Annotated in this window: 22 protein-coding genes; 14 read left to right on the top strand and 8 right to left on the bottom strand. The window is 32.8% G+C overall.

The genetic code is table 11. From position 1 onward, the window contains the following. Window positions 1-66 precede the first annotated feature (66 nt). From ilvN to DR871_RS07880, 11 genes are all read left to right on the top strand, one after another. On the top strand, window positions 67-600 hold the full coding sequence (gene ilvN / locus DR871_RS07830; RefSeq protein WP_113665796.1) for an acetolactate synthase small subunit: 534 nt from the start codon (window positions 67-69) through the stop codon (window positions 598-600). 55 nt (window positions 601-655) lie between these two features. Further along, on the top strand, window positions 656-2125 hold the full coding sequence (ilvC, locus tag DR871_RS07835) for a ketol-acid reductoisomerase (protein ID WP_113665795.1): 1470 nt from the start codon (window positions 656-658) through the stop codon (window positions 2123-2125). Window positions 2126-2651: 526 nt separating this feature from the next. After that, window positions 2652-4559, top strand: a complete 1908-nt coding sequence (gene acs / locus DR871_RS07840) for an acetate--CoA ligase (RefSeq protein ID WP_113665794.1) — start codon at window positions 2652-2654, stop codon at window positions 4557-4559. 259 nt (window positions 4560-4818) lie between these two features. Continuing rightward, complete coding sequence (locus DR871_RS07845) at window positions 4819-6093, top strand: mechanosensitive ion channel family protein (RefSeq protein WP_113665793.1); 1275 nt, start codon at window positions 4819-4821, stop codon at window positions 6091-6093. Between the two features lie 91 nt (window positions 6094-6184). Continuing rightward, window positions 6185-7312: an NAD(P)/FAD-dependent oxidoreductase gene (locus DR871_RS07850; protein WP_113665792.1), complete on the top strand. Its 1128-nt coding sequence runs from the start codon at window positions 6185-6187 to the stop codon at window positions 7310-7312. Next, a complete protein-coding gene (locus DR871_RS07855; protein ID WP_113665791.1) occupies window positions 7313-8023 on the top strand; it encodes a methyltransferase domain-containing protein in 711 nt (236 codons plus the stop codon). Further along, complete coding sequence (locus DR871_RS07860; protein WP_113666056.1) at window positions 8020-9072, top strand: type III polyketide synthase; 1053 nt, start codon at window positions 8020-8022, stop codon at window positions 9070-9072. Before DR871_RS07855 ends, DR871_RS07860 begins: the two co-directional genes overlap by 4 nt. 31 nt (window positions 9073-9103) lie before the next feature. Further along, a complete protein-coding gene (locus tag DR871_RS07865) occupies window positions 9104-9577 on the top strand; it encodes a 3-hydroxyacyl-ACP dehydratase FabZ family protein (protein WP_113665790.1) in 474 nt (157 codons plus the stop codon). A 33-nt stretch (window positions 9578-9610) separates the two neighbouring features. After that, entirely contained in the window at window positions 9611-10882 is a 1272-nt protein-coding gene (locus tag DR871_RS07870) for a beta-ketoacyl-[acyl-carrier-protein] synthase family protein (RefSeq protein WP_113665789.1), read from the top strand. Window positions 10883-10937: 55 nt separating this feature from the next. Next, on the top strand, window positions 10938-11198 hold the full coding sequence (locus DR871_RS07875) for an acyl carrier protein (RefSeq protein WP_113665788.1): 261 nt from the start codon (window positions 10938-10940) through the stop codon (window positions 11196-11198). 25 nt (window positions 11199-11223) lie between these two features. Further along, window positions 11224-11715: a 4'-phosphopantetheinyl transferase family protein gene (locus DR871_RS07880; RefSeq protein WP_113665787.1), complete on the top strand. Its 492-nt coding sequence runs from the start codon at window positions 11224-11226 to the stop codon at window positions 11713-11715. A gap of 8 nt (window positions 11716-11723) precedes the next feature. Here the strand turns inward: DR871_RS07880 and DR871_RS07885 are convergent, their stop codons facing one another. Further along, complete coding sequence (locus DR871_RS07885) at window positions 11724-12320, bottom strand: 3'-5' exonuclease (RefSeq protein ID WP_113665786.1); 597 nt, start codon at window positions 12318-12320, stop codon at window positions 11724-11726. Between the two features lie 2 nt (window positions 12321-12322). Next, on the bottom strand, window positions 12323-14239 hold the full coding sequence (locus tag DR871_RS07890; protein WP_113665785.1) for a DUF294 nucleotidyltransferase-like domain-containing protein: 1917 nt from the start codon (window positions 14237-14239) through the stop codon (window positions 12323-12325). A gap of 183 nt (window positions 14240-14422) precedes the next feature. Between DR871_RS07890 and DR871_RS07895 the strand changes: the two genes are divergently transcribed. Then, entirely contained in the window at window positions 14423-14929 is a 507-nt protein-coding gene (locus DR871_RS07895; protein ID WP_113665784.1) for a DUF2911 domain-containing protein, read from the top strand. A 244-nt stretch (window positions 14930-15173) separates the two neighbouring features. Here DR871_RS07895 and fucP read toward each other — a convergent pair whose 3' ends face one another. The 4 genes from fucP to DR871_RS07915 are packed head-to-tail and all read right to left on the bottom strand — an operon-like array spanning window position 15174 to window position 19788. Continuing rightward, entirely contained in the window at window positions 15174-16511 is a 1338-nt protein-coding gene (fucP, locus tag DR871_RS07900) for an L-fucose:H+ symporter permease (protein ID WP_113665783.1), read from the bottom strand. 20 nt (window positions 16512-16531) lie between these two features. Further along, window positions 16532-17470, bottom strand: coding sequence for a carbohydrate kinase family protein (locus DR871_RS07905; RefSeq protein ID WP_113665782.1), 939 nt, complete (start codon window positions 17468-17470; stop codon window positions 16532-16534). Window positions 17471-17525: 55 nt separating this feature from the next. Beyond that, entirely contained in the window at window positions 17526-18380 is an 855-nt protein-coding gene (locus DR871_RS07910) for a sugar phosphate isomerase/epimerase family protein (protein WP_113665781.1), read from the bottom strand. A 25-nt stretch (window positions 18381-18405) separates the two neighbouring features. Next, window positions 18406-19788: a carbohydrate porin gene (locus DR871_RS07915; protein ID WP_113665780.1), complete on the bottom strand. Its 1383-nt coding sequence runs from the start codon at window positions 19786-19788 to the stop codon at window positions 18406-18408. Between the two features lie 466 nt (window positions 19789-20254). Between DR871_RS07915 and DR871_RS07920 the strand changes: the two genes are divergently transcribed. Continuing rightward, window positions 20255-20989, top strand: a complete 735-nt coding sequence (locus tag DR871_RS07920) for an NUDIX hydrolase (protein WP_241258561.1) — start codon at window positions 20255-20257, stop codon at window positions 20987-20989. Between the two features lie 131 nt (window positions 20990-21120). Beyond that, entirely contained in the window at window positions 21121-22350 is a 1230-nt protein-coding gene (locus tag DR871_RS07925; RefSeq protein ID WP_113666055.1) for a multidrug effflux MFS transporter, read from the top strand. 19 nt (window positions 22351-22369) lie between these two features. Here DR871_RS07925 and DR871_RS07930 read toward each other — a convergent pair whose 3' ends face one another. Together DR871_RS07930 and DR871_RS07935 are read right to left on the bottom strand one after the other, a co-directional pair. Then, window positions 22370-23644, bottom strand: a complete 1275-nt coding sequence (locus tag DR871_RS07930) for an NAD(P)/FAD-dependent oxidoreductase (RefSeq protein ID WP_113665778.1) — start codon at window positions 23642-23644, stop codon at window positions 22370-22372. Window positions 23645-23742: 98 nt separating this feature from the next. Continuing rightward, entirely contained in the window at window positions 23743-25080 is a 1338-nt protein-coding gene (locus tag DR871_RS07935) for a DEAD/DEAH box helicase (RefSeq protein ID WP_113665777.1), read from the bottom strand. Window positions 25081-25218 lie beyond the last annotated feature (138 nt).

Consider the following 25218-nt stretch of genomic DNA (forward strand, 5'->3'; position numbering starts at 1 on the left):
GTTGGAACCCGAAAATAATGTTGCGCAACTTTAAACTTTAAACGATAAAACTTTAAACATAAAAAAATGGAAAATAAAACATTCACCATTTCTGTTTATTCAGAAAACAACGTTGGCTTACTAAACAGAATATCTGGAATATTCTTAAAACGCCATATCAATATTTTGAGTTTAAATGTATCCGAATCTGAAATTGAAAATGTTTCCAGATTCATCATTGTAGTAAATACAACTGAAAAATGGGTACAAAATATAGTAGGACAAATCGAAAAACAAATCGAAGTAATTAAAGCATTTTATCATATTGATGAAGAAACTATTTTCTTAGAAAATGCATTATTCAAAATTGAGTCGAGCTTGCTTTTTGATGAAAAACAAATTCAGAATATAATCAAAGAAAGCCACTCTGAAATAGTTACAGTTTCAAGAGACTTTTTTGTGATTTCAAAATCAGGACAACGTGCTGAAATAGAATCGTTATATGAAAAATTGAAACCTTTTGGAATCATGCAATTTGTGCGCTCCGGAAGAATATCGGTTTCCAAAGCAAAAATGGAAATTTCAACATTATTAGAAGAACTTAAACAAGAACCGGTTTAGTTTTCAATAATTAAACTTATCAACTATAAAATTTACAATCATTAAATAATAAAAAATGGCAAATTATTTCAATTCATTACCACTTAGATTACAATTAGAACAATTAGGCGTTTGCGAATTCATGGATCAATCTGAATTTGTAAATGGAATAAAAGCTTTAGAAGGAAAAAAAGTAGTTATTGTAGGATGTGGAGCACAAGGTTTGAACCAAGGTTTGAACATGAGAGATTCTGGATTGGATATTTCTTATGCATTGCGCGCAGATGCAATTTCAGAGCAAAGAGCTTCTTTCAAAAATGCTTCTGATAATGGATTCAAAGTGGGAACGTATGAAGAATTAATCCCAACAGCTGATTTGGTTTGTAACCTTACGCCAGACAAGCAACATACTGCTGTAGTTACCGCAATCATGCCTTTGATGAAAAACGGATCAACTTTGGCTTATTCTCACGGTTTTAATATTGTCGAGGAAGGAATGCAAATTCGTAAAGACATCACTGTAATTATGTGTGCGCCTAAATGTCCAGGATCTGAAGTACGTGAAGAATATAAAAGAGGTTTTGGTGTACCAACTTTAATCGCGGTTCACCCAGAAAATAATCCAAACGGAGAAGGTTTTGAACAAGCTAAAGCCTATGCAGTTGCTACTGGTGGTCACAAAGCTGGAGTATTGAACTCTTCATTTGTAGCCGAAGTAAAATCGGATTTAATGGGAGAGCAAACCATTCTTTGTGGAATGTTACAAACAGGTTCTATTTTATGTTTTGATAAAATGGTTGAAAAAGGAATCGAGCCTGCTTATGCTTCAAAATTAATTCAGTATGGTTGGGAAACAGTAACTGAAGCCTTGAAACATGGTGGAATTACTAATATGATGGATCGTTTGTCAAATCCTGCAAAAATTGAAGCGTATGAATTAGCAGATGAATTAAAAGACATCATGCGTCCGTTGTTTCAAAAACATATGGATGATATTATTTCTGGTGAATTTTCAAGAAATATGATGATTGACTGGGCTAATGATGACATCAACTTGTTGACTTGGAGAGCTGCAACTGCAGAAACTAACTTCGAAAAAACTGCTCCTACAACAGCCGATATTTCGGAGCAAGAGTATTTTGATAATGGAGTTTTGATGATTGCAATGGTAAAAGCTGGTGTAGAATTGGCTTTTGAAACCATGACTCAAACAGGAATTATTGAAGAATCAGCATATTATGAATCTTTACACGAATTGCCTTTGATTGCCAATACAGTAGCCAGAAAAAAATTATATGAAATGAATAGAATCATTTCGGATACTGCAGAATATGGTTGTTATTTATTTGACCATGCTTGTAAACCGTTATTAACTGATTTCATGAAAACGGTAGATACTAATGTTATAGGTAAACCTTTTTCAACTTCAAATGGAGTAGATAATGCGGTTCTTATTGCGGTAAACAAAAGTATTCGTCAACATCCAATTGAGGAAGTAGGGGAATGGTTGAGAGAATCGATGACAGCTATGAAAAAAATAGGATAATAAAACAGGAATTACCACACATGAGGGTGTGCAGGGATTAGCACTATATCATTTGATTTCATAATATCTTGAATTAGTTAAAAAATATTAAAAAAGATAAATGGATATGGATGCTTGTACATTCACTTAACTTTAAACGAGCTTGAAGTTAAGTGAAGTAGTCCCTATTAAAAAAAATGGGAAGTAGTAGAAATATTATGTTTGTTTTCTAATATTTCATGCTAAAAAATTAGTAGTAGCATTCCTTGATTGGAACGAAATAGTTTTGGTTGATTATTGTTCAAAAATCATCGTTTATAGTACTAAAATAATTGTTGTTAAATTTTGTTGATACAGAAGGTGAGGTGGATTTAATTCTATCTCGCCTTTTTGTGTTTTACTTATTTTTCTAAAAACAGCAAAATTTAAACAAATTAGTATTAAAAGTGCTTTTTTATTTGCAAATCTATTTTTTTTTGTAAGTATTAATAATTTAAATAGTTATAAGAATAGCGAGAGATTTAATACTTTTATAAAAAATTATAACATGAGCTACTACAAAATTGAAAATCTAGAACAATATTTTAAACATTACAATAAATCAGTTCGTGAACCTAGAAAATTTTGGGGTAAAATTGCAGAAGAAAATTTCACTTGGTACCAACAATGGGATAAAGTTGTTGAGTTTAATATGGCTGAAGCCGATATCAAATGGTTTACCGAAGCAAAAGTTAATATTGTCAAAAATTGTATCGACAGGCATCTTGCCAAAAGAGGAGAAAAAACAGCAATTATTTTCGAACCAAATAATCCGACAGAAACTGCACTGCATATTACTTATAATGAATTGCACCAACGCGTTTGCAAAATGGCAAACGTATTGCGTGAACAAGGCATAAAAAAAGGAGATAGAGTTTGTATTTATTTACCAATGATTCCAGAATTAGCCGTTTCTGTATTAGCTTGTGCTAGAATTGGTGCTATACATTCTGTAGTTTTTGCAGGATTTTCATCCACAGCAGTAGCAAGTCGCATCAATGACAGTGAATGTAAAATGGTTATCACCTCAGATGGCGGTTTTCGTGGAAATAAAACGATTGACTTAAAAGGAATAATTGATGAAGCATTAGAAAAATGTCCTTGTGTCGAAAAAGTTTTAGTGGCCAAAAGAATTCATACAGATATTAATATGAAAGAAGGTCGTGACCAATGGTTGCAACCGCTATTAGATCAAGCTTCAGATAATAATGTTGCTGAAATCATGGATGCTGAGGATCCTTTATTTATACTGTACACTTCCGGTTCTACTGGAAAACCAAAGGGAATGGTGCATACTACAGCAGGTTATATGGTGTACACGGCTTATACTTTTAAAAATGTTTTCAATTATGAAGAAAATGATGTTTTTTGGTGTACTGCCGATATCGGTTGGATTACCGGACATTCGTATATTCTTTATGGACCATTATTGAACGGTGCAACGACAGTAATTTTTGAAGGAGTTCCTTCTTATCCTGACTTTAGCCGTTTTTGGGAAGTTATTGAAAAACATAAAGTTACTCAGTTTTATACTGCGCCAACTGCTATTCGTGCTTTAGCAAAAGAAAATATAAAATTTGTACAAAAATATCCATTGAAGTCGCTTAAAGTAATTGGATCAGTAGGTGAACCAATCAATGAAGAAGCTTGGCACTGGTATAATGACCACGTAGGTGATAAAAGATGTCCTGTTGTAGATACTTGGTGGCAAACAGAAACAGGAGGAATTATGATTTCGCCAATTGCTTTTGTAACCCCAACAAAACCAACATACGCATCTTTACCATTACCGGGAGTTCAGCCTGTTTTGATGGATGAAAAGCGCAACGAAATTGAAGGGAATCAAGTCACAGGAAGTTTGTGTATTAAATTTCCTTGGCCTGGAATTGCCAGAACTATTTGGGGCGATCATCAACGTTATAAAGACACGTATTTCACTGCTTTTCCTGGTAAATATTTCACTGGAGACGGAGCCTTGCGTGATGAAGTAGGATATTATAGAATTACAGGACGTGTAGATGATGTGGTAATTGTTTCAGGTCATAATCTGGGAACAGCACCAATAGAAGACGCGATTAATGAGCATCCAGCTGTGGCTGAATCAGCAATTGTAGGCTTCCCGCACGATATCAAAGGAAATGCTTTGTATGGTTTTGTAATTCTTAAAGAAACTGGAGAAACCAGAAATAAAGAAAATCTTACCAAAGAAATCAATCAGCACATTTCGGATCATATTGGGCCAATAGCGAAATTAGATAAAATTCAGTTTGTTTCTGGTTTACCTAAAACCCGCTCTGGAAAAATCATGAGACGAATTCTGCGAAAGATTGCAGAAGGAGACTATTCGAACTTTGGAGATATATCAACGTTATTAAATCCTGAGATTGTAGAGGAAATAAAAGAAGGAAAGTTGTAACATAGCATTTTAAATAAAAAAACAGTTTAGAACAACCTTTTTATAAAGATCCCATTTTTAATATAAAACCCTTTCAAATAATCAAATTTTGAAAGGGTTTTTAGTTCTAAAAACCCATACATCAAGATTCTAATACAATTTGAAGATATGAAAACTAATACAGATAAAAATATAAAATGTTAATGTAAACCCAATGCAGCTGTTGTTTTTGACTGCTTAAAATAGGAAAGCTATATTTACATTTAAAGTTAAATTACCAATGATTCAAATCGAAAAAAAATACAACATCGCACTCTGGTTAGACAAATTATTTATTGACGATTTTGGTTTAGAACCAGTCCCAGCCTTATATTTAAAACTTTTGACACTAATCTTGGTGCTAGCTATAATATGCTTTTTATCTTGGTATTTTACGAAAATAGTTATTGTTCGTTTTTTACATAAATTTTTATTAAAAACAGAAGTAATTTGGGATGATGTTTTCATAGAAAAAAGAGTTTTTGAAAAAATAGCTTACTTGATACCTGCTTTCATCGTTGTTTTAATTTCTCCTTCTATTTTTGCAGATTTCCCAACGTTAACTGATTTTGTAGTACTTCTATCCAATATCTTTATAATTTTAGTACTAATTAATTTAGCTATCACCGTACTATCAGTCTTTGATGAAATTCTATCCAAGATCATAATTTTAAAAGACAAACCTATTACCAGCTACATTCAAGTACTTAAAATTGTAGTCTATTTTATTGGAGGAATTCTGGTTTTATCTTTAGTTTTAGGAAAAAGTCCTTTCTATTTTCTAGGTGCAATGGGAGCCATGACCGCTATTTTGCTTTTAATTTTCAAAGACACCATTTTGGGGTTTGTAGCCAGTATTCAAATGTCCGTCTATGATATGGTCCGAGTCGGAGACTGGATTTCGATGCCAAAATATGACGCGGACGGTGATGTATTGTCAATCAATTTAAATACTGTAAAAATTCAGAATTGGGATAAAACAATTACCACAATACCCACATACGCATTTATAACGGATTCTTTCAAGAACTGGCGTGGTATGAATGACTCTGGCGGAAGACGAATAAAACGAGCGATTTATTTAAAGGTTAGCAGTTTTCAGTTTTGTGACGAAAAAATGCTATCCCAGTTCAAAAAATATAAACTAATTCAAGATTATATCACTAAAAAAGGAGATGATGTTCAAAAATTTAATTCTAAAATAATTGATAATGAAATAGATTCTGTAAACCTTCGAAGATTTACCAATATAGGTGTTTTTAGAATCTATGCTGAAAAATATATTACTGCCCATCCTGATATTAATAAGGACATGACTATAATGGTGCGCCAGCTAGAATCTACTTCAAAGGGACTACCATTAGAAATTTATTGCTTTAGCGCAGAAAAAGAATGGCTAAAGTATGAAAATATTATATCCGATATCTTTGATCATCTATTTACCATTACTTCGGAGTTTGAACTGGAGGTTTTTGAAGAACCCACAGGAAAAGACTTTAGAAATATTAACAGATAATTTAGGACTTATTCAATATCAAATAATTATGTAAGTTTTATATGAAATAATATAGTTGCTTTCTCGAACAAATCCATAAATTTACTTCTATATGAAAAATAAAGAAGTTTTAATTATTGGTGGAGGTTTAGCAGGATTGACTGCGGCTATTCATTTGTCCAAAATTGGACTTCAAGTAACGGTTATCGAAAAAAATAGTTATCCAAAACATAAAGTTTGTGGCGAATATATTTCTAATGAGGTTTTACCGTATCTTAATTGGTTGGATTTAAAAATAAGCGATTTAAAACCTACAAATATTACAAAACTTGAGTTTTCAACAGCAAGCGGAAAAACAATTAAAAGTAATCTACCACTTGGTGGTTTTGGAATCAGTCGTTTTACTTTAGATGAATATTTGTATAAAAAAGCTCTTGAAAACGGATGTAAAATTATTCAAGACAATGTTGAAAATATACTATTTAAAGACAATCAATTTATAGTTACTACTAATAATAGCATTTTAAAATCAGAAATAGTTATTGGCTCTTTTGGCAAACGTTCCAATATAGACCAAAAAATGAATCGGGATTTTATTCATAAAAAATCATATTGGTTAGCGGTCAAAGCACATTATTCTGGAGATTTTCCAAATGATGTAGTTGGACTACATAATTTCAAAGGAGGATATTGTGGTGTTTCTAAAGTAGAAAATAATAGGATTAACATCTGTTATTTAGCCGATTATAAAACTTTTAAACAGTTCAAAAATATAGAAGAATATCAGAACAGTATCGTTTCTGAAAACCCTCATTTAAGAGTAATTTTCGAAGAAAGTAGTTTGCTTTTTGAAAAACCTTTAACCATCAGCCAAATATCTTTCGAAAAAAAACAAGTAGTTGAAAATCATATTTTAATGATTGGCGATACCGCAGGATTAATTCATCCTTTGTGCGGTAATGGAATGGCAATGGCAATTCATAGTGCCAAAATTGTTTCAGAATTAGTGCAGAAATATTATACCAATGAAATCAAATCCAGAAATGAACTGGAAGAAAAATACATTTACGAATGGAATTTAAATTTCAAAAAAAGACTTAAAACTGGCCGCTTTTTATCCAGTATTTTGCAAAAACCGAAACTTTCAGCCATATTGATGCGTATATTAATTATATTACCATTTTTATTACCAATTATCATTAAGAAAACGCACGGAAAACCAATCATTCTAAACTCCTAAATGACACTAAACACTAAATATAGAACTGATAAACCGGAAATCATGGATGATTTTGCCATGGAAGGCGAAATTTTACGTGATGCTTTGGATAAAATAGCCAAAATCAATCAGCTTTTAGGAGGAAATCAGTTAACTTTAAAAGGAGTACAAGAACTGATTCAGGATTCTAAAAAAAGGGAAATTGTTATTGTGGACGTAGGTTGTGGCAATGGCGATATGTTGAGGACTTTAGCTGATTTCGGACTTAAAAACGATCTTAAATTCCAGTTAATAGGCATTGATGCAAACAATTTTACAATTTCGCATGCACAAAAATTATCCGATAAATACGCTAATATTAGTTATCGTTGCGAAGATATTTTTAATGAATCATTTAATGATTTAAAGTATGATATTGTTTTATGTACTTTGACATTACATCATTTTAAAAACGATGAGATTGTACAATTATTGAAAGTTTTTTATACTAATGCAGCAATAGGAATTGTAATCAATGATTTACACCGAAGTGCGGTTGCTTATCGTTTATTTCAAGCTTTATGTTTCGTTTTTCAATTGAATGATATGTCTCGAGAAGACGGATTAACTTCAATTTTAAGAGGTTTTAAAAAAGAAGAGTTAATCGAATTTTCTAAAAAATTAAATTTTAAAAACTATAAAATTCATTGGAAATGGGCTTTTAGATACCAATGGATAATTTCAAAAATATGAGTGTAAAAATCAAAACCGTAACCAAACAGTTACCTAAATATTCCAGAAATACAGATGAAATTATTCCTTTTTTGGATGCTTGGCTCGTTGGGCAAGACGAGCGTTTCATTAGAAAAGTAAAGAAAATTTTTGAAGGTGCAGCAGTTGATAAACGGTATTCCATTATGGATCCAATTGAAGTGTTTACCAAAACTTCATTTGAGGAAAGAAACGATATTTATGTTCGTGAAGTGATTGATTTAGGCGAAAAAGTATTGGAAAAAGCGTTAGAAAAAGCCAGTTGGAACCCTGAAGATTTAGATTATATCATCACAGTAAGTTGCACTGGAATTATGATTCCATCATTGGATGCTTATCTTATTAACAAGTTAAAATTGCGTCAGGATATTGTACGGCTTCCCGTTACTGAAATGGGTTGTGCTGCCGGAATTTCGGGGATCATTTATGCTAAAAACTTTTTGCAGGCCAATCCTGGAAAACGTGCTGCTGTGATTGCAGTAGAAAGCCCCACGGCAACCTTTCAATTAGATGATTTCTCGATGGCAAATATAGTAAGTGCTGCAATTTTTGGCGATGGTGCTGCCTGCGTTTTACTTTCATCACATGAAGATGATGAGGGACCGGAAATTGTATCAGAGGAGATGTATCATTTCTATGATAACATCCACATGATGGGGTTTAAACTCACCAATTCGGGTTTGCAAATGGTATTGGACATTGAAGTTCCAGAAACGATTGCTTCTCATTTTCCCGATATTATTCATCCATTTTTAGAAAAAAACAATTTAAAAATAGAAGATATTGATCATTTGATTTTTCATCCAGGAGGAAAGAAAATTGTCCAAACTGTTGAAAGTTTGTTTTCTAGTTTAGGTAAAAATATAGACGATACTAAAGAAGTTTTGCGTTTGTATGGAAATATGTCAAGCGCAACAGTTTTATATGTTTTAGAGCGAATAATGGACAATCAGCCTAAAAAAGGAGAAAAAGGATTAATGCTGAGTTTTGGTCCGGGTTTCTCGGCGCAAAGAGTTTTATTACATTTTTAGCCACCTAACTCCAAATGGGAATTGAAAAAATATGACTAGCCAAGAAATTATATCAAAATTACCGTATTCTAATCCGTTTTTGTTTGTAGACGAAATTCTTCAAAGCAATGAAAATGGGGTAGAAGGAACCTATACTTTTGATGAAAATCTTGATTTTTACAAAGGACATTTTAAAGAATATCCCGTAACTCCAGGAGTTATTTTAACGGAAGTTATGGCGCAAATTGGTTTGGTTTGTTTAGGTATTTTTTTATTGGATGATTCATTTAATAAAAACACTTCAATCGCCTTAACATCAACAGAAATAGATTTTCTAAAACCTGTTTTTCCTAAAGAAAAAGTGACCGTAATTTCAAAAAAAGTATACTTTAGATTCGGAAAATTAAAATGTAAAGTCATTATGAAAAACGAAAAAGGAGAAGAGGTTTGTACAGGAACAATTGCCGGAATGATCCTCTCCCCAGCCCTCTCCAAAGGAGAGGGAGCCGAAATTGGATTAAAATAATCTGTCGAAAATGTCATTGAAATTAAATTTTATATGAATAAAAGAGTAGTTATAACGGGTCTTGGTGTTGTTGCTCCGAATGGAGTAGGACTTGATGCGTTTACACATGCCATCAAAAATGGAATTTCGGGGATTAAGCACGACGCTGAGTTGGAACGATTGCAGTTTTCATGTCAAATAGCTGGAAAACCAGCCATTTCTACTGAATTAGCTTTAAAGTATTTTTCTGAGTTAGAGTTAAGAAACTTTAATTCTACGGGGATTTTATACGGTGTAATTGCTGGAATTGACGCTTGGAAAGATGCAGGATTATCTTTGGAAATAAATGAAGAACCGGATTGGGATAGCGGAACTATTTTTGGTACAGGAACATCAGGAATTGATAAATTTCGGGAAAGCATTTATAAAATAGATGATTTTCAAACGAGAAGATTGGGCAGTACTGCCGTGGCTCAAACCATGAATAGTGGCGTGAGTGCTTATCTGGGAGGGAAATTAGGACTAGGAAATCAAGTATCTACTAATTCTTCGGCTTGTACAACAGGAACGGAGAGTATTTTGATGGCGTATGAAAGGATAAAATCCGGTCTGGCCAAACGCATTTTGGCAGGAAGTACAAGCGATTCAGGTCCTTATATTTGGGGTGGCTTTGATGCGATGAAAGTCTGTACTTTTAAACATAATGAAAATCCGGAACAAGGCTCAAGACCAATGTCAGCAAGTGCTTCAGGATTTGTTCCTGGAAGTGGAGCAGGAGCTTTAATTTTGGAAGATTTAGAAAGCGCATTGAATAGAGGTGCTACAATTTATGCTGAAGTTTTAGGTGGAAATGTAAATTCCGGCGGACAACGCGGTTTAGGAACGATGACGGCGCCAAATCCAATTGCTGTACAGAAATGTATTCAAAATGCTTTGGCAAATGCTGGAATTTCAGCCAATGAAATTGACGCAATCAACGGACATTTGACAGCCACTTCCAAGGACAGTTTGGAAATTCAGAATTGGAGCGAAGCTTTGGACAGAAAAGGAAAAGATTCCCCATACATAAACTCTTTGAAATCAATGGTAGGTCATTGTTTGTCCGGAGCGGGAAGCATAGAAAGTGTGGCTTCGGTGCTGCAATTGCATCACGGATTTGTTTTTCCGAATATCAATTGTGCCGATTTACATCCTGAAATTACAGCAATAATTGATGAATCGAGAATACCACAACAACTGATTGAAAAGGAATTGAATATAATTGCAAAGGCCAGTTTTGGTTTTGGAGATGTGAATGGATGTGTGATTTTTAAGAAATACATTTAATCAAAAATTTATAACTAATCTCGAATTGAAAAACATTAACAAAAAGTAAAAAATTATGAATAAAGAACAAACAATTGAAGAATTAAAGAACATAGTAAAGCCGTATATTCAAAACCAAGAAGCTTTTGATGGCCTTACAGAAGATACTGATTTTATAAATGATTTGAAAATCAATTCTGCTAATTTAGTAGATGTGATTTTAGATATCGAAGAGAAATATGACATTGTAATTGATAATGAGGCTATGGAACGCATGATTAATGTAAAAGCAGCAATGGAAATTATCGAGAATAAATTATCGGAGAAAAATTCGTGAATTAGCAGTAAAAAGTCAGTAAAAAATGATTGGAAACGACATAGTAGATTTGGCTTTAGCTAAAAAAGAAAGTAACTGGCAACGCAACCGATTTTTAGATAAAATATTTACTAAAAACGAGCAACAAATGATTTTGAATGATGCGAACCCAGAAATCATGGTTTGGAATTTATGGTCCCGAAAGGAAGCAGCTTATAAAATCTACAATCGTGAAACTGGTATTCGAGGTTTTTTTCCTTTACAACTGGACTGTTCTTTCGAAAACGCAACTTTGGGAACCGTTTCCATAAAAAAGAAAATATATTTCACTCAAAGTAAAATTGAAAACGATTCAATCTATACAATTGCCGTTGCAGAAAAAAAACATTTCGACAAGATTGAAAATATTAGTTCTTCCGATGAAATCTATAAAAATAACGGAATACCTTTTATAATTGATTCTACTTCAAAAATAAAAAAACCAGTTTCCATAACTCATCACGGAAGATTTTGGAAAGGAATAACGCTGATGTATTAAAGAAAATATTACTTTATACCCAATCTGGATTTCAATTTCAAAAACAATAAAGCCGTTTTATAAGCATCTTCAGCTGAAGAATTTCGGTCACTTTTAGGAATATTATAAACTGCACAAAGTTCATCTAGTGAAAATTGTTTGTCATTAATATCATTAAGTTTCCGATGCATAACATCAACATCCAGAGCTTCGTTTTTCAAACGACCGCAATCTAATCGTTCCAGGGCTGCATTGATCATTTCAACATCAAAATCTATATGGTGTCCTACTAAAATAGAGTTTCCGATAAATTCAACAAAGGATTTTATAGCATCAGGCTCCCCCAATTTTTTCATTTTACTTTCTACTAAAAATTCATTAGAAAGACCGTTATCATGAAAGAATTTATATTGTAATAAAACTGCTTCAAAACTATCACCAATAGCAATACTATCATTAGTAACAGCAAATGATCCAATAGACATAATGACATCTTTATCAGGATTTAATCCCGAAGTTTCAGTGGAGAAAACAACAAATCGAGTGGATTTTTTATCAAATTTAGAAACATAGGTTTTCCAAAATTCAGGATATTCTTTGTTAATATTTTTTAGCCAGTCTAACATAATTATGAAAATTGAGTTAGTTGAAATTTACTTTTAATTAATTCTTCTAATTCCTTCATTGGAGCCAAGGCATTTTTCAATTTTTCTCTATCAATTTTTGAAAGTTCATTCAAATTTATAAATTGACCGGAGTTATCATTCTTTAAACCTTCGAGAGTTCTAAATTTGGATAAAATTAAAAATGCTTCCGCACAATTTAGATAAATTTCAGCATGTTTTGGATCCGTAATGGATAATTGCTTGAACCTTTGAAAAGTGTTATTGATTCCTCTGATATCAAAATTTAAAATAAATAAACGTGCACCATCAATCAGAGGCATCAAAGCACGAGTTTTGATATCAAATTTATCTTTGTTAGGACCTTCTTCTTCCACAATGAAATTCTTGAAAAAAGTCAATGGTGAATTTTTTCTCAAAGCATCATTACCAAAGAAATCAAAGAAGAGCGTATTGTTTTTGGCATTTTTAAAAACAACATTTCCTATGGCATCTTCAATTTTTTGTTCGCCAAAAGTAATTTCGTAATCAAAGAAAATACTACTTAAATCAGTACTGTTTTCACCGGGAGTATTCATCCAACTGTCATATTGTTTTGTCCAATCGGTCAGGGATTTACACCAAAGCATATTGCTTCCCATGTGTCCGTTTGGACATAATTCATAACCTATTTTTTCTAGTGTTGCAGTTGTCTTTTTTCCAAGTCTAAGGAAATAATCTTTTACTTCACGATATTTTTCAGCAGCAACATCTTCAAAAATTAAGATACTGTCCTGATCCGTTAACAGTAATTGTTCTTTTCTTCCTTGACTTCCTATACTTAACCACGCAAAACGTGCAGGAGGAGAGCCTAAATCCAAAATAGATAATTCAACGGAGCGTTTAATGATAGCTAAATTAATCTCGCTGGCAATATTGAAAATGTGTGAAAGCGGAATATTTTTAGAAATTGAAGTCTGAATTAAATCAGTGAGGCGTTCCCGAATTTGTTTTAGTTCTTTTGGTGATTGGCAACGTTTTATTTCTTTGATCAAAACCCCTGGATTATTGGCTTGAGCCACTATTAAATCGTGCTCTGATATAATTCCTTTCACTTCTGATTTGTCAGTTCCATCATGAGTTACACACAAATGCGTCACATTGTGCTTTAACATCAATAATTGAGCTTCCGCAAGAGAAACATTTTCAACTACTGTGATCACTGGTGATGACATGATTTTATCCACTGAAACAGTTAGTGGATATCTACCAGTGGCTATTTTAGAACGCATATCCGTATCGGTAATGATCCCCAAAGGGATATTATTATCGCATACTACGATATTATTTTTTAATGATTCGGTCATTAATTGCGCAACGTCTTTTACAAGTGCTGTTCCCACTGTTTTTAAAGGGGAAGTATTATAGGATAATGATTGAAAATATTGCATTTCCGATTGCTGATCCGAATAGAACACATTATCAGAAATCAATTTTCCTATTAGATTTTCTTTGTCTTTTGGATTACGGGTGTTTACGGCAAAACTTTCCAATAAGAAATTTAAAACTTCAGAATTATTGGCTACAAAAGGGCGAAAAGTAGCTATGGGAATAGCGTAAACAATAGTTTCTTCTCTCGCTTTAGCGGTCATCATATAATTGTTTTTGGCAAAAAACGGGCGTAAACCAAAAATATCTCCTTCGTTACATTTGTTTAATAATGTTTCCTCAGCATCAGCTATAACAGATAAATTAATTACTCCCGAAGCTACTACATAAAAGCTATCATGCAATAAATCATTGATTTGAAATAGTATTTTATGTTTTTCCAAATTTACAACACGAATGCTGATTGCAATTTCAGATAACTCTTCAAATGTCAAGTGATTAAATGGTGGATATTCCTTTAAAAAATCAGCAATGTGTTCAGCAATTGTATTCATAGTGTAACAAATAAATAATCTATATTTCTGTAAAAATAACAAATTTAAAAATTATAACACTACCAATAATAAGGCAAAATAGTTAAATTATACATTACTTAATTTTTTCATAAATTAAAAGAGCAATATGATGAATTATGTCAACTTTTTTTACTTTTATACCTTAACCAATACATTTAAATTATGAAAGTACTTAGAAAAATACATTTTTCTCTTATTGCATTATTGATTGTGAATTTTATTAATGCGCAGGATAAACCCATAACAACAAAGGAAGTTGTTACCGGTAAAATTAATGGAGCCACAATCACCATTAATTATGGAAGTCCTTCGGTAAAAGGTAGAGAGATTTGGGGAAAATTGGTTCCATTTAATCAAGTTTGGCGTGCTGGAGCCAATGATGCTACAACTTTTGAAACTGATAAAGAGGTTTTGATAGAAGGTGCTAAATTGCCAGCTGGTAAATATTCTTTCTTCATAATACCAAATGACAAAGAATGTACAATAATTTTCAATAAAGAAGCCAAACAATGGGGAGCTTATAAATATAAAGAAAATGAAGATCAATTAAGAGTTACGGTTAAGCAAGAAGTTGCTAAATCGAAAACTGAAAAATTAGTTTACGTTATCGAAAAAGATAGGGTTTCGTTGAATTGGGATAATTGGATGATACCATTTTCAGTAAAGTAAGTTGATAGATTTTTATAATTTCATAAACAGCATCTGCAATAGTAGATGCTCTTTTTTTATGGTATATATACTGGTTTCTTACAAATTCTATTTTACATAATATAAATTATAGTTCATTTAGATGTCTTGTAATATTATAACTTTATAATGTACTTTTAATAAACTCTTATTTATGATGTATCTATATAAAACATAAAGACACGAACAATGAACATACATTATTCGTGTCTTTTCTTTTTTAAATTTAAACTGTAACTACAATTTTCTTGGATGTTATAAACGTACTATACCCATAATACGCAACTACAGCCAAACATATCAATGGCAAAATAAAAGAAAAATTAACTTCTGGAATAAAACCAAATAATTTAATATCTGCAAAACCCGATCCGCCTAAATCTAAAATACTTCCTTGTAAAACCGGCATCAGTGCGCCACCAACGATAGCCATAACTAAACCTGCAGACCCAATTTTTGCTTCGTCTCCCATATCTTTTAGTGCTATTCCATAAATTGTTGGAAACATAACGGACATGAAAATTGAAATACAAACCAGCGAAATTAATCCAGGCATTCCTTGTAATACAATCGCTCCAGCTGCGCAAATAACTCCTCCAATACCAAATAACATTAATATTTTTGAAGGATTTATGGTTTTCATTAAACCAGTTCCAATCCATCGGCCCATTAAAAATAAAATCATGGCCGCTATGTTGTAATATGTGGCCGTTAAATCTAATCCGAATGTTTTATTGATGTTGTCTACATATTGAAAAATAAAGGTCCAACACATAATTTGCGCACCAACATAAAAAGCTTGCGCAATTACGCCATGTTTGTAATTTTTATTTGCAAATAACTTTTTAAATGATTCCGATACCGACATTTTATCTTCTTGTGCCGTTTTAGGCATTTTTGTTAAAATAATAATGATTAAAATTACTAAGACAAAAATTCCTAATCCAATATACGGGATACTTATAATATCTAAATCATTTTCACGAATACTGGCCAACTCACTTGAGGTTAAAGCTTTATACGCTTCTTGAGTATAGTCATCTGATTTTATTTCTTTAATAACTAAAAACTGCGCCATCACTAATCCAGTTATCGCTCCAATTGGGTTAAATGCTTGCGCTAAATTCAAACGCTGGGTTGCGGTTTCTTTATTTCCAAGGAATAAAATCAAAGGGTTTGAAGTAGTTTCCAGAAATGCTAATCCACAAGTAATCACCCATAATGAAATAAGAAAAAATGTATAACTTTGGTAATGTGCTGCCGGATAGAATAAAAAAGCACCCGTTGCATATAAAATAAGCCCTACTATTATTCCCGATTTATAGCTGTATTTTCTAATGAATAATGCCGCTGGCAATGCCATGAAGAAATAGCCAAAATAAAAAGCAAATTGTACTAATGACGCTTGTGTATTTGATAGTTCCGGCATCACTTTTTTGAAAGTTGAAACCATCGGAGTTGTTAAATCATTGGCAATTCCCCACAGCGCAAATAATATGGTTATGATGATAAATTGAAAAGCGAATTCCTTACTGACTACAGGGATTTTTTTGAATTGATTCATTGTTGGGTTGGTTTAATTGGTTAGTTATGAATTGTTGCTGATTCCTTGATTTTCGTTTCTATTTTATCAAATCCAGATAAGAAATCATCGATTTCCGAGGATGAAATTACTGGGTTTGCGCCTTCATTTTGGGCAACAATTGCACCTACGGCACTGGCAAAATTAATGGCGTATTGTGGGTCTTCTCCATTCAACAACATTATAATTAAGGAAGCTAAAAATGAATCTCCTGAACCCACAGTATCAACTACATTTACTTTGAAACCACAATTATGATAAAAAGTATCATTACAATATAAAACTGCGCCATGAGATCCAAGAGTAACACAAACAGTATCAGTGTTGGTTTCCTTTGCAATGAATTTGATATTTTGCTCCAATGACCTTTTATTTGAATTTAAATCTTCGCAAATTTCATTTAACTCATCATCGTTAAACTTAATAAAATCAGCTGCATGCAATAAATCCAAAACATTTTTCTTGGTGTAATGTGGCACTCTTAAATTCACATCAAATATTTTATATTTTGCTACCGCTAAAAGTTGTTCCAATGTTTTTCTGGAAACTAAATCTCTAGAAGATAAACTTCCGTAAACAAAAAAGTCTGCTTTTTCAACAATAGAAATATTCTCATTTGAAATTTCAATTTTGTCCCACGCTGAAGGATAATTGATATCATACGAAGCATTTCCTTTTTCATTCAAAATAACATTGACTAAACCCGTTGGATAATTATCCTTCACTTGAACAGCATCAGTGTTAATTCCTGAAACATTCAAATACTCTATTAATTCTTTTCCGTTTAAATCGTTCCCTACTCCACTGATAACGGAAACCTTCCCTCCTAGCGAATTTAATCTTGAAGCTACGTTCAATGGGGCTCCACCAATTTTTTTGTGCTCGAGAAATACATCAAAAAGGATTTCTCCAAAACAAACACCGTTTAATTTCTTTTTCATTTTTTTGATTTTTATTGTAAAAAAGCATTGAACAATTACTTTTTTTTAGGTTTATTTATAGTTGATTGGGATACCATTTGTCTACCATTTTCTTCATAAAAGCAAGACTACCTTTGGCGAGATCTTCTGAGTTGTATTTAGAAGGTCTCCACAAGGAAGTTGGTCCAACTAATGCTGTAATTTCTGAAGAAAAATTCTCCAAAACTAGCGGACCTTGATAGTCAATGGCTGCCAAAGCTTTGAAAAAATCATCCCAATGCACGTTGCCTTCACCGGTCATACCGCGATCACTTTCCGTTATATGTATATGTTTTAATCTGTTTCCTACACGAATAATGGGATCATAGAAATTTCGCTCTTCAATATTCATGTGAAAAGTATCCAGGTGCAATCCTATGTTAGGTTTTCCGATAGATTCAATCATATCAAGCACTTCATCTGCAGCAGTAAAAACGTAACTTTCATACCGATTAATAGGTTCGGGAGCAATAGTGATATTTCTTTTGTTGGCATAATCAGCAACTTCCGTAAATACTTGCTGAATAATTATTCTTTCTTCTTTAGTACAAGGATTTCCGGTAAACGTTCCAATTGCGGAATGCAAAACCCCTCCTAAAAAATCACCTTCCATTTCGGCTACTTTGTCAAGAGCTGATTTTATAAGCGATGTTGCTTGTTCAGGATATAAAGGAATGTGACAGTTTGCGGGTAAATTCAATGTACAACGACCGGAAATACGGTTGTCGTCAAGTAGTTTTTTTGTTGTTTCAGCATCGAAATCTAATGAACTTGGTAGGATAATTTCAAGCATATCAAAACCATATTCAGCGGTCTTTTCTATTGCAAAACGGCCTCCTTCAGCAGTCCATCCGGGGATAAATGATAAAATTGTTGTTCCAAAAATTGGCATATCTATATAATTTTAAATTTATTTCTTAAAACAACCACCATTCCGTTTTTACTCCAATAAAAGAGCCCCAACGTTTTTGGTTCACTTGTAAAAAAGGAGAATAGTTATGATTGCTGGCGTAATCGTTGTAGTGTGCTAACGTGGCTATAAGTCTGATGTGTGGACGGCTCCAAGGGTCTTTTTTTCCTAAGGGCACAATGGTGGGAACAAAAGAAAATTTCCACATATTGGCTTCTGGATTATCACCATCTTTTCGTACGGCATAATGCACTTCTTCAATCAAGTGCAACCACTTCGTTACATAAAAGAAGCTTCTGAAACCAACTACGAAATCCGTTTTTTGATTATACAATTGATTACCATTGAAATACTCGTCCGTATTCGTATTGGCAGAACCACCTTTGCTTTTTGTGAAAACGCCATATCCGTTGATACTGAATTTCTGCGAGAGGTTTAGCAGAAAATGCTCCACCATGGTAAAGGAATACGCATTTGTGTATTTTCCTTCAGAATCTGGCGCTCCGTAAGTTGCCCAAGTAAAAGTGTTTCCGTTATCGCCCCCATTTGCAATACCGGAACCATATCGTACCGAAAGCTGATTGAACGAACCCGGTAAAGCAGTTTTAAATGGATTATTGTATTTAATTCCAGCGACCCAGCCGTTATCCGATGGATAGTTTTTAGAAGCATTTTTTGAGTTGTCAGCAACATAATGAAACTCCCCCAAAAGTTTGATGACATTATCATTTTTCAAATGAAAACTATGTTCCCCAATCCAAACCATGCGTTGGCGAATAGCAGGATTTGTTGCGCCGGCAACGGTAACTTCATAATTATAAGGATACACATTTGTTGAATCAGCAGAAGCTGGCATTAACATGGTTAGTTCTGTGTTTTTATGGCTTACGCCAAAACCTTGCGCGGAATGATCATCAAAATAAAAATAATCACTGATATGAATGTCATCATAGCGACGAAAACGAGACCCTGCCCACGCAGACCATTTACTTCCCATGATATTTCTGGCTTCAATATAAGCTTCGGGAAGAATAAAAGTCAACCCATTATTAGAACGGGAACTTACATTTCCTACAAACTGACCATTGGCAGAATACATTCCCAAACGCATTTGGAACGTTACGTTTGTGCTGTCTTTACCGTCAATTTTTGGAGAAAAGTGTATGGCAGGTAAGATATCGATGTAATCCGTTTGTTCTAAACGTCCGCCTAATGATCCTTGGCCGGAAAGATTCAAAGGTTTCCACATGTTTCCTTCACCATTTGGCGAAAGCCCAACCCCGATTCGACCCGTTGTTCCTAATGAAAAATTCGAATTAGTTATAACCACCTGTGAATAAATTGGCATGAACAGTATTGAAAATAAGAATATAAAAAGTGCTTTTTGCATAGAAGTTTTATTTTAAAAAATGGCTCAAATAAGTTTTTGGTGGTTTTAAATTTTATGAACGGTAACTATTATATACTTAAATTTTATTTTTTTATGCTCTTAATATATCAAATACTTGAATCTATTTCAGGTCAAAAATTTGGTTTTACAATATTATAAAAGCTTTTTAATATTAAGCGTCATTTTGATTATTATTTTTCAAATGTATTATTTTTTTTTAATTAGCAATAAAAAAAACTTAAAAATTATCTATATATGACAAATATTAGCATAATAATGTACTTTTTTAATAAATATGAATTAATTTGTTATAAAATACATATAACGTAATAGTGACGTTTAATTACAAAAGTAATTCATATTTTAGAAAATATTTAATTATAAATAAATCATTAGTTTTGTAGTAGGAAAAGATGTTGCGTAACATTGCCTCTTTGAAAAATTATTTATATTCTCACTCTTTATTATGTCTAAAATAATTCCAAATATATCTGTAGACTGCGTCGTTTTTGGTTTTGACGGCACTACCAAATCACTTAACGTATTATTGATAAAACGCTATTTAGAATCTAAGGAAAATCACAAACCGTTGGTTAACGATTATGTTCTTACGGGCTACCATACATTTGAGCAGGAAACCATAGATGAAACTGCAACCAGAGTTTTGAAGGAGTTAACAGGGCTTGATAATGTTTATAAAAAACAGTTTAAAGTTTTTGGAGATCCAAATCGTTTGATGAATGAAAAAGATATTATTTGGGCCCAAAATGAAAATTTCAACCAACGTACCATAACAATTGCGTATTATTTTTTATTGAAAACTCAAGAAGTAAATTTAGAAAATAACAAACATGAAGCACAGTGGTTTCCTGTCAGTAATTTACCGGAATTAGGATTTGATCACAAAGATATTATAAATGAAGCCTACGCTGATTTAAAAGAAAAAGCACTATATAAACCTATTATTTTTGAACTTTTACCGGATAAATTCACTTTCAATGAATTGCAGGATACATATGAATCAATACTGGGAAATGAAATGGATAATCGAAATTTCAGAAGAAAACTGCTGACGAAAAAGTATATTATTGCCTTGGATGAAAAACAAGTAGGTGTTTCAAAAAGACCATCCCAACTCTTTATGTTCAGCAAGGATGTGTATCAAAAAATTTATAAGGAATCTTATTTAATCAATATTTAAATTGCTTTTTTTTTTAAAAGATTGATTGATTTCAATTTGTTATATAAAGCAGGAAAGTGTCTCGATTCGGATGTTAATTATTTACCTTTGCAAAAAATTAAAAAATCCCAATTTTCATGAGCGATTCCGAAATGACAAAAACAAGATATATCAAATTGATCCTGATTTTAGGCTCATTAACAGCTTTAGGTCCTTTTTCAATAGACATGTATTTGCCTGGTTTTGCAGGAATTGCTAAAGATTTGAATACTTCTGTTGCCAATGTCTCGATGACCTTATCCAGTTATTTTATCGGAATTTCCGCAGGACAATTGCTTTACGGACCTTTATTAGACCGTTTTGGTCGAAAAAAACCTTTATTTATAGGATTGTTAGTTTACATATTAGCATCATTAGGTTGCGTTTTTGTAACTGATATTGATACTTTTATTGGATTACGATTTATTCAAGCTGTTGGTAGTTGTGCTGCTACAGTAGCTTCTGTTTCTATGGTTCGGGATTTGTTTCCAGTAAAAGATATTCCAAAAGTATTTTCTTTATTAATGTTAGTTGTTGGGCTTTCGCCAATGCTGGCGCCGACTATTGGTGGTTACGTTACCGCAGATTATGGCTGGCATACCGTATTTTTTATATTGATGTGCATGGGAATTGTAATTCTTATAGCTGCCCAAATTGTTTTACCAAACAGCTATTTGCCTGATACTTCTATTTCTTTAAAACCAAAACCTATTATCACCAATTTTATTAGTATTCTAAAAGAACCTCAATTTTATACGTACGCTTTTGCTGGAGCCATCGCTTTCTCCGGATTGTTTACTTATGTTGCGGCTTCTCCTATTTTATTTATGGATATTTTTGAAGTTGATGCAAAAACGTATGGCTGGATATTTGCCTTTATGTCTTTAAGTTTTATAAGTGCCAGCCAATTAAATTCATTGTTATTAAGAAAATTCAATAGTGAACAAATGATTCTAGGTGCATTAGTTTCACAGGCAGGAATTAGTGTTTTATTTCTGATTTTGGCAATGAATGATCTTTTAGGTTTATATGAAACCATTGCAATGTTGTTTTTATTTCTGGCGTGTTTAGGCATCTCAAATCCCAATACTGCGGGACTTACCCTTGCTCCATTTTCAAGAAATGCCGGTAGTGCCTCCGCATTGATGGGTGCGATTCAGTTAGGTTTAGGTGCTTTAGCATCTTTTGCAGTGGGCGTTTTTGTAAAAAATTCTATGTTGCCAATGGTTTGGATTATGACAGTTTCTACAATTCTGGCACTGATTATTTTAATTTTTGGAAAACGAAACATAAAAAAAACTATTACAAATTCAGGTGATGAAGAAATTGTAATAGTTCATTAAATATAGATTCGATTCAGTATTATTTTACTTCTGCCTTTATCTTTTTATCGGGTCTGATAATCATTCGCAGTGATTGATCTTTAGCGAAGTAAGCAATCATCCAGTTAAAGAATGTTTTCACTCTGTTGCGATAAGTAATCAATGAGATGAGATGAATAAACAGCCATATAATCCAGGCAAAAAAGCCTTTGAAATGCATTTTTGGTTTTGGCAGATCCACTACAGCCTTATTTTTTCCAATAATAGCCATAGATCCTTTATCATTATATTTAAAGTGTTTTAATGGCTTTTTTCGACTCATTCTCTTAAAATTATTTGCCAAATTTATCCCTTGTTGAATCGCAACCTGAGCCACTTGTGGATGACCATTAGGAAAATCGGTATCTGTAAGTTGAATACAAGTATCGCCTATTGCATAGATATTTTCGGTACCATTTACTTTATTGAAGGCATCAGTAGCCATTCTCTTTCCACGACCATAACTCTCAGCCGGAATTCCTTCAAATATTTTTGCAGAAACTCCTGCGGCCCAAATCAAGTTCTTGGTTTGAATGGTTTCGCCATTTCCAAAATACACGGTGTCATCAATATAATCCACCACAGTAGTATTTAATTTTACTACAACACCCAATTTTGTCAATGCATCCAGTGTGTCTTCCTGCGATGCTTTACTCATAGGTGATAATACGGCATTTGCGCCGTCAACCAGATAAATATTGCTTGCGGTAGTACTTAATTCCGGATATTCTTTCAACAAAATACTTTTACGCATTTCAGCAAACATTCCAGAAACTTCCACTCCTGTTGGACCGCCGCCAGCCACAACAATAGTTAATAATTTTCGGCGTTCGCGAATGTCTTTGCAAATGGCTGCTTTTTCCAAATTTTTCAATAATGTATTACGCATCACAATGGCATCATTCAACGTTTTCATTGGAATAGCATTTTTCTTTACGTTTTCCATTCCAAAATAACTTGTTTCGGCACCAGTGGCAAAAACTAGGTAATCGTATGTTAATTCTCCATTGTTGAGGATGATTTTATTTTCGGAAGGATTTACTTTTAATAAATTTCCAAGACGGAATTGTAGATTTTTTTTCCCTGAGAAAAATTTTCGAAATGGATAACTGATACTGGACGGTTCTAAAAAAGCCGTTGCAACCTGATATATAAGCGGAGCAAAGAAATTATAATTGTTTTTATCTACGAGCGTTACGTTGATACCTTTTTCGTTTACTAGTTCTTTAGCAAGATTAATTCCCGCAAATCCTCCACCTATTATTACAATTTCCATAAAGTATTATTTAATATTCAATCAAAAAAAAAACATCCATAAATATAAGCTATTTATGGATGTGATTAAATATACAAGTATTAAAAAACTTATAAATTTTACTTCATTTTTTGTCTTTTAACCGGTTTTTCTGTTGGTTCATTTTTATTTTGCAATATATAATTAGCCAATAATTTTTCAATTAACTCATCTTTAGTCAAATGATGAAAAACGGTTTTTATTTTTTCTTTTAATTCTGGAGCAACATCATGATTGGGTTTTGTCTTGAAAATTTGCTTTGCCCATAACAAAGTATTGTTTTCTTCGATACTGGCAACGGTTGGTTTTTTGAACTGAGTAAATTTTATTCCTAATTCTTTTTCGAAATCAGCGATTTCAACTACTTCTTCGGGTTGCAAAACAGTTAAAGAAAGTCCCTTTGCTCCTGCTCTTGCCGTTCTACCACTACGATGTACGTATGCTTCATAAACATCTGGCAAATGATAATTCACCACATAAGAAATTTCCTTTACGTCAATTCCTCTCGCTGCTAAATCTGTCGCTACTAATATATTGATATGTCCTTCACGGAATTGCTCCATGATTCTATCTCTAATTCCTTGGGATAAACTGCCGTGTAATGCACCTGATGAGAACCTATTGATTGCCAGATTTTTTGCTAATTTATTGACAGCTGCTTTCGTTTTACAAAAGATAATTCCGCGTTCTCCTTCTTTAGAATTCAAGAAATGCATTAAAACATCCAGTTTTTCGATAGGATCAACTACTATATATTCATGGTCAATTCCTTGATTTCCCATCGTTTCCATGTTGGCACTAACTTGTACCACATTTTTGTTCAAATAGTTCTGAATCAATTGTTTGATAGTCCCGGGCATGGTTGCCGAGAATAAAAAAGTCTTATGTGCTGGAGGTAACTCTGCTACAATTTCATCTAAACTTTCTTTCAAAATCGTAACCATTTCATCAGCTTCGTCGAGCACAAGGAATTTGGTTTCTTTTAAGTTGATGGCTTTACGCTGAATCAAATCAATCAATCTGCCAGGAGTTGCCACAACAATATGTGTTGACAATGAAAGTCGCTCTATTTGTGGTTTAATTGGAATTCCTCCACAAGTTGCCGCAATAGAAACTTCAGGTAAATATTTTGCAAAACTTTCTAAATTAGAAAAAATCTGATGTCCTAATTCCCGAGTTGGAACTAAAATAACAGCTTGTATCACTGGTAAATTAGTATCAATTAATTGTAAAATAGGCAATCCAAAAGCTGCTGTTTTTCCTGTACCAGTTTTAGCAAGACCAACCAAATCCGTAGTATTTGATAAAAGTAATGGAATTGCTTTTTGTTGAATTTCTGTTGGGACAACAATTTTCAATTCGGTAATCGCTTTTATTATTGGTGCTGAAATTCCTAAATCAGAGAATTGTTTTGGCATATTTTTGGATTTTATATTTTATAAAATAGTTGTTTTGTAAACGTAATTTTTAGCCCTGATAGCAGTGGAAATGCTTTTCCTTTTTTTCTTCAAAAAGGAAAAGATTACTTCACACTACTTTTATTTTAATCAGAGTTC

The sequence above is a fragment of the Flavobacterium petrolei genome (genome assembly GCF_003314435.2).
Classification (GTDB): domain Bacteria; phylum Bacteroidota; class Bacteroidia; order Flavobacteriales; family Flavobacteriaceae; genus Flavobacterium; species Flavobacterium petrolei.